The following is a 6,876-nucleotide window of genomic DNA, read 5'->3' as shown; positions in this document are numbered from 1 at the left end:
CTATCCGTTCGTGGTGATCGGCGAGGCGGTCGAGACGCCCGACAATCGGCACGGCGGCTTCGGCCGGCAGACCGTGGTGACGCTGCACGTGTGGTTCGGCCTGGGCCGAAACTAGCCGGGCGGTTTTGGCATGTCAATGCCTTGATGACGGGACGTCAATGTCGCGAGGTCAGGTCGTGGTTCAGGTCGGACGATCACATCGGGCGATCTGTTCCGGGAGATCAGTTCCGGGGATCGACGACGAACAGCTCGGCGACACGATTGAAGTACAACCGCCCGTCCTGATGCCCCGCCAGCCGCCGGTGCGGATACGTGACGATCAGCACCGGGTCCCGGTGCGGGGCGAACGGATCGATGCGGTAAATCAACCCGCCGTCCACGCTCACGTACAGCTTCGAGCGCGACACCACTATCGAGCCGCCGTTGCTCCTGGTGCCGAGCTCGTAGCGGTGAACGATCCGCCGGCTCTGCAGGTCGACGGCGAAGAGCGTGTGCCCCGCGAGCCCCCACAGCTTCCGGTCTGGGCCGATGGCCAGCGCGCTGACTGTCCCCTGCGTGCTGACCGGCTCGAACTCCCAGAGCTTCCGGCGGCGGTCCACGTCCCAGGCGAAGACCGCGCCCGCCTTCCTCGTGGGCGGCGTGGTGCTGAGCCCGCCGGTGACGGACCCGCCGCCGTAGACCACGCCGTCGTACGCGGCGAGCGCGAAGAGACTCTGGTCCTGCGAGACATTGCGGGTGAACTGCCAGTCACGGGATGACGGATCGTAGATGGCGAGCCCGCCGCCGAGCCGGTCGCCGGACGGGACGGTGCCCACGGCGATCTTCCCGTCCTCCGTCTCGGCGAGGCATTTGCTGCGGGCCTGCAGCTGTGGCCCCAGGTTGAAGATCAGCTCGGGATTGGGGGTGGTCCCTGGCGGGCCGCCGGGCGAGTACTCGGGGCTGTTCCAGGGCTTGTCGGGCCGGTAGCGGTAGAGCCTGGACTCGGGGTAGACGCCGAGCCAGACCGAGCCGTCCGAGGACTGAAGGATCGATTCGATCTGCGCGAAGCGGTGGAACGAAGAGGCCCCGGTGTCCGTACGAACCGCGCCCAGGCCGCCGTTGAGGAACCCGCCGGCGTAGACGGTTCTGCGCCCGCCCCCGGCCAGCGCCAGGATCTCTATGGGCTCCTTGCGGACCTTGGTCTCCAGGATCGCGTGCGCCCCGGTGGTGGGGTTGTAGCGGAACATCTCGCCGCGCCAGAGCGTGCCGACGACGCTGCGCCCCGGATAGTCCGCGCCGCCCAGCTCGGCCCAGCCGATGGACCGGGTGTTCTGCACCTTGCCGGTGAGGGTGAGGCCGGTGCCCGTGAGCTGTTTGGTCGCCGGGTCGTAGCGGCGCAGTTCGCCCCGCTGGATGAGGTGGATGCCGCCGCCGGAGTCGGGCGGGGCGATCTTCAGGCCGTGTGCGTCGGGGATCTCGTCGGTCCAGGCGCGCGCGGCGAGGTCGTAGACGAAGAGCGGCCCCGGCAGGTCGGATCCGATCCGCGCGTACAGTCGTCCGCCCAGAGCGTCCAGGTCGTACACGGCCTTGCCCTCGATGGAGCCGAGGCCGGGCGGCTTGGGGAGTTCGGTGACCGAGCCGGTCGCCGGGTCCAGCTCGGCGATGTGTGCCGCGGCGTACGAGCCGGAGTAGACCTTGCCGCCGGCGCAGGCGATGCTCCGTACATACGTCTGCCCCGCGACGACCTGTCCGAAGTCGGTGTACTCCTTGGTCGCCGGGTTGAAGCGGAAGACCTTTCCGCCGGGGAAGGTGCCGCCCCAGATCTTGCCGTCGGCGTCGGAGGTCAGCGACCAGATGAAGGTCTGCCCGGCGAGCGGCAGGCCGAGATCCTCGACGGCGCCGGCGCCGGGCCGCCAGCGGTAGAGATGAGCGTTGCCGTAGGTCCCCGCGTACACCCCGTCGGGCGCAGCGGCGACGGCCCAGGAGCCGTCGGCTCCGGTGAGGGGTGCGCTGACCAGCTGTTCACCGGTGGCCGGGTCGATGGCGTTGAGATAGGCGGGCTTGCCCGTCGACACGTTCCACAGGGCCGGTTTGCCACCCGGCCCCGGAGCGACGACGCCGCCCAGAAGCAGGACGTCGGCGAGCGGTACACCCAGCGATACGGGGTCGCGCATCGGCGCCTCCTCGGCGGACGCGGAGCTCGGGGCTGCTAACGACAGTACAGAGGCGGACAGTGCCGCGGTCGAGCCGGCCAGAAACGCTCGTCGCGTCGTCACAGGGGTAACACCTCCGAAAGGAAGGGGAGTTACGGCACTAGCCGAAAGTGATACGCCACGCCCCGGGGGGCGTCAACGGCGCCGACCGAGCGGGTCTGGGACAGCACTCCAACGGGCCCACCTCATGGCCATTCAGCTCCACCCACCGGACGGCGAGCGCGCCCGGTGCCGGGTGCGCGGCGGGCCTGCGTGAGACTGATGGTGTGAGAAGTGAGAACACCCCCTTCGTGGGCGGGCCGCTGGACGGGCGCGTGCTGCCGGTTCTGATCGGGCCGACCGGGCATCCCCCGAAGTGGTACGAGGTCCCCGTGCCGAACGACGACGGCACGCCGCCGACGGTGTACGCGTACCGGCGCGTCCCCGCGGGCTACACCAAGCGGATTGGTCTGCGGCGCGGCTGGAAGTACGAGTACGCCCCCGAGGGCGCGGAGCGACGCGCGCTGAAGTGGCCCTGGTCGAAGCCGAACGGCGCGCCATAAGATCGCGAGGACCGTGTCGCCAGGGGGGATGCTCGCCATGGAGCCGCTGCAGCAGGACGATCCGCGCCAGTTCGGCCCCTACGCCGCGCTGGCCCGCTTGTGGGAGTCGGCGAGCAGCGTCCGCTATCTGGCGCAGGGGCCCGACGGCACGACCGCGGTGGTCTCGGCCGCCAGGCCCGAACTGGCCGCGGTGCCGGCGTTCCGGCGCCGCTTCCAGGCCGAGGCGCGGACCGCGGAACGGCTGGCCGGCGGGTGGGTGCCCGAGCCGCTCGGATCCGGAACGGCCGAAGAACTGTGGACGGCGAGCGCGTACGTCCCGGCGCTGACCCTGCGCGAGGCGATCGCGCTGGCCGGCCCGCTGCCGGAGCGGGCGGTACGGATACTGGGCGCGGCGCTGGCGGAGACCCTGTCCCGGGTGCACGCCACGGGTGCGGTGCTGCACGGCCTGGCCCCCGACACCGTGCTGCTGGCCGCGGACGGCCCGCGGCTCACCGTTTTCGGGGCGCTGGGCGCGGCGGCGGTGGCCCAGGCGGGCCCGGGCGGGCAACTGTCCGTACAGCTCGGCTATCTGACCCCGGAACAGTCCACGGGCGCGGAGCCGGGCCCGGCGTCCGACATCTTCGTCCTCGGCCTGCTTCTCGCGTACGCGGCGACGGGCACCACCCCGCTGGGCGACGCGGACCGCATCGCGCACGGCGAGCCGGAGCTGGGCGGGGTGCCGGCCGAGTTGCGCCCGCTGGTGGCGAGCTGCCTGTCCAAACGCCCGGAGGACCGCCCGTCGGCGAGCACGACGGCGGCGACCTTGGCCCTGGAGGGCGCGGCGGCACTGGCGAGGGACGGCTGGCTGCCACCGAGCCTGGTGAAGGCGGTGGAGTCACAGGCGGGGGCGGTGGAGGGGCTGCGGGTGGGGGGTCCGGGCGCGATGTGGGGGGCCGGCCCGGCGGGCGGGAGCGCGGGGGTCGCAGCCGCGGTGGCCGGACAGCGTCCGATGGGCACGGAACCTGTGGATCTCGCGGCCGGACAGCGTCCGATGGGCACGGAACCCGTGAACACGGTGACCGGGCAGCACGCGGAAGGCGCCAACGCCGCGCCCGCGCCGGCAGCGTCCCAGAGCAGCCGACCGGCCGCCGGCGGCGGGCACACACTGGCGCCCGGTGGCGGCGCGCCCTTGGACGCGGTGGCCGGACAGCATGCGGCGGGCGCCAACGCCGAGCCCGCAGCCTCCCGGAGCAGCCGGACGGCCTCCGGCGGCGGGCACACACCCGCGCCCGGTGGCGGCGCGGCCCCCATGAACACGGTGGCCGGACAGCGCACGGGCGGCGAGGGCGCGTCCCTCGGTGCGGTCGTTTCGCAGCACCCGGCAGGCGCTGGCACCGGACCCGTTGGCGTCGGTGCACCGCGCCAAGCCCCCGGCCCGCACCCGTTCGGCGGGCACCCGCAGGCCGGCGGCAGCGTCCCCGTGCCGAACGCGACGCCCGGTGATCGGATGACCGCCGCCCTCGGGGTGCCCGCCGCGCGGAGCGCCCCGCCCATGCCGCAGGCCATGCCCGTACCCGTACACGCACCGGCGCCCACCACCACCCCCGCCAGGCCCGACCGGCGGGCCCTGCTCGTAGGCATCGCCGCCGGGGTCGCCGGGGTCGCCCTCGGTGGCGGTGGGGTGTACGCCGTCAGTGACGGGGAATCAGGGGCCGCGTCCAAGGCCCGCCCCGCTCCCCGGCGTACCCGCGTCGCCGGGATGCCGCCGGAGCCCGCATGGCGGTACGAGCAGCCCGGCAAGGAGGGCGACGCGCCGCCCAGTGCCACCGTCTGGCGCGACCGCGTGCTCGTGCTGACCGGGGGTGACGAGGCCGTCGGCGTGGACCTGCGCACCGGACGCCGGCTCTGGCAACTCAAGGAGGCCGCCTCGCTCTCCCGCGCCGTGCCCGTCGACGACGCGCTCTGTCTCGTCGACGGCCCCACCCACTTCCTGTGGATCTCCGCGCTGGACGGACAGATCAGGCACCGGGTCGCCAAGACCACCCTCGCCGGTCCTGGCGAGACCCTGACCCTCGGGAGAGTCAGCGGCTGGGAAGGCAGCACGCTCTGGATGACCGGCCACGTCAGGAAGGGCGCCGCGCTCGTCGCGTACTTCTTCGCGTACGACCTCGTCGCGCGCAGGTGGCTGTGGCGCACCCCGGTCATCAATGGCCTCCCCCCGCACATCCCCCGCTACGACCTGATCGCCGTCCGCCCCGCCGACATCGTCGTGCGGCAGGACGCGGCTTCCCTCACCCCGGCGCAGCGCACCGCGTCCAGGGGCGCGTCCGTGCTGCTCGCCTTCGACCGGAAGACGGGCAAACTGCGCCAGTCGCTGCCGCTCCCCGGCGTGGTGCCCGCCGCCCCAGTCGTCGGCGACGCGACGGGGAGGCTGTTCGCCGCGGCGGCGGGCGGGTTGCACGCCTACACCAGCCGCACCGGCGCACGGCTGTGGAGGCTGGCCGCGGCCACCCCGGCGGCCGGCCAGACCGGAATCTTCCCCTTCGGCAAGGGGACCCTGCGCGGCCCGGTGCTGTACGTCGCCAACCGCTACCAGCAGGTGTGCGCGATCGACACCGCCACCGGCCGCCAGCAGTGGCGGCGCTCCACCGAGGCGCCCGTCTGGAACAGCGTCCCCACCACCGCCCTCAGCGCGAGCGGCGGCACAGTGCTCGCGGGCGACGGCGCGCAGCTCACCGCGTTCGCCGCGCGCGACGGCAGGCGGCTGTGGAAATTCCAGGAGGCGGGCGTGAAGGACGTCCCGGGCGGCCCCCGCTATGTGCCCCTGCCGGGCGGCGACGGCCGGAATCTCGTCGTCCAGCGAGAGCGGACCTTCTACGCGCTGCCGGTTGACTGACACGCCGGAGGCGACCCGCACCACGCCCCGACGAGTGACCGCATTGCGCTGATCCGACCACTCGCGGGGCACTCCTACGTGCACCCTCGCATGATCGGTCGTGGGGTGGACGGGCCGCCCGCAGCCGGAGGTGATGAAGTGTCAGGCAGGTTGCTCCGTTCTGTCTGTACGGCGGCACTGGCGGCCGCGACCACCGTCGCGGCGGTACCGGCCGCACCCGCGGCCGGCGCATCAGCACCCGCCCCGGCACCCCCACCGCCCACGACCGTCTCCGGGATGCTGACCCAGCTTCAGACGCTGTACCGCCAGGCGGAGGAGGCCGGCGAGACATACAACGCGACGGAGGAGGAGCTCAAGAGGCAGCGTGCCGAGACGGCGAGGCTCGCCCGCGAGCTGGCGGGCGCGCGCAACGCGCTCGTCGCGGCCCGCGGCGACGCGGGACGGCTGGCCCGCGAGCAGTACCGGGGCCGGTCCGAGCTCTCCTCGTATCTGGGGCTGCTGCTCGCCAGGAATCCGAGACAGGCCCTCGACCAGGACCATCTGATCGAGCGTGTGGCCGCCGACCGGCTGGCGACGATGGCCGGGCTGGAGGAGGGCGCGAAGCGGGCCGCCGGGCTGGCGGCCGCGTCCCGCAGGGCGCTGGACAAGGAGCTGACGCTGGCGGCGAAGCACAAGCAGGCGCGCGACAACACGACCGCGCGGCTGAAGGACATCGAGAAGATGCTCGCCTCGCTCTCCGCCGCCGAGATCGCCGCGGTGGCGGCGCTGGAGCGGTCCGACACGGCCAAGGCCCAGCAGAAGCTCCTCGCCTCGGGTGTGCTCGACGGTAAGCGCACGCCGACGCGGGAGGGCGGGCGGGCGCTGGAGTACGCGGTCGAGCAGATCGGCAAGCCGTACGTCTGGGGCGCGGAGGGCCCCCAGTCGTACGACTGCTCGGGGCTGACCTCGCGGGCCTGGGCGCAGGCCGGCCGCGAGATCCCGAGGACCAGCCAGGAGCAGTGGGCCGAGCTCCCGAAGGTCTCACTGCGTTCACTGCGCCCCGGCGATCTGGTGATCTACTTCCCCAAGGCCACCCATGTGGCGATCTACCTCGGCGACGGCAAGGTCGTCCAGGCCCCGCGCCCGGGCACCAAGGTCAAGGTCTCCCCCATCTCGGCGAATCCACTGCTCGGCGCGGTCCGCCCGGACCCGGGCGGCTTCGAGGCGCCGGTCAACCTGGTCTACTCGCAGCGCAACCGCTCGGCGGCGATGCGCATCCCGATCACGG

Annotated in this window: 4 protein-coding genes; 3 read left to right on the top strand and 1 reads right to left on the bottom strand. The window is 73.2% G+C overall.

Annotated elements, in window-relative coordinates; genetic code table 11:
- Positions 1-221 precede the first annotated feature (221 nt).
- The gene (locus tag ACWDO5_RS34730; protein ID WP_450534523.1) at positions 222-2,153 is read right to left on the bottom strand and encodes a hypothetical protein; all 1,932 of its coding nucleotides are present in this window, start codon (positions 2,151-2,153) and stop codon (positions 222-224) included.
- A 305-nt stretch (positions 2,154-2,458) separates the two neighbouring features.
- On the opposite strand from ACWDO5_RS34730, the gene ACWDO5_RS34725 reads away from it, so the two are divergent.
- The 3 genes from ACWDO5_RS34725 to ACWDO5_RS34715 form a co-directional block, all read left to right on the top strand.
- Entirely contained in the window at positions 2,459-2,734 is a 276-nt protein-coding gene (locus tag ACWDO5_RS34725) for a hypothetical protein (protein ID WP_450534522.1), read from the top strand.
- A 37-nt stretch (positions 2,735-2,771) separates the two neighbouring features.
- On the top strand, positions 2,772-5,609 hold the full coding sequence (locus ACWDO5_RS34720; RefSeq protein ID WP_450534524.1) for an outer membrane protein assembly factor BamB family protein: 2,838 nt from the start codon (positions 2,772-2,774) through the stop codon (positions 5,607-5,609).
- 276 nt (positions 5,610-5,885) lie between these two features.
- Positions 5,886-6,876 (top strand): NlpC/P60 family protein (locus ACWDO5_RS34715; protein ID WP_450534521.1); only part of this gene is annotated, 991 nt, incomplete at its 3' end.

Source organism: Streptomyces sp. NPDC000880, assembly GCF_053599675.1.
Note: the sequence above shows the minus strand (reverse complement) of the source record. Positions and strands in the feature narration are given on the sequence as shown.

What these genes read in the sequence shown, in the direction of transcription:
- ACWDO5_RS34720 (WP_450534524.1), top strand. Translation starts at nt 2,772, where the DNA reads ATGGAGCCGCTGCAGCAGGACGATCCGCGCCAGTTCGGCCCCTACGCC.
- ACWDO5_RS34730 (WP_450534523.1), bottom strand. Translation starts at nt 2,153, where the DNA reads ATGCGCGACCCCGTATCGCTGGGTGTACCGCTCGCCGACGTCCTGCTT.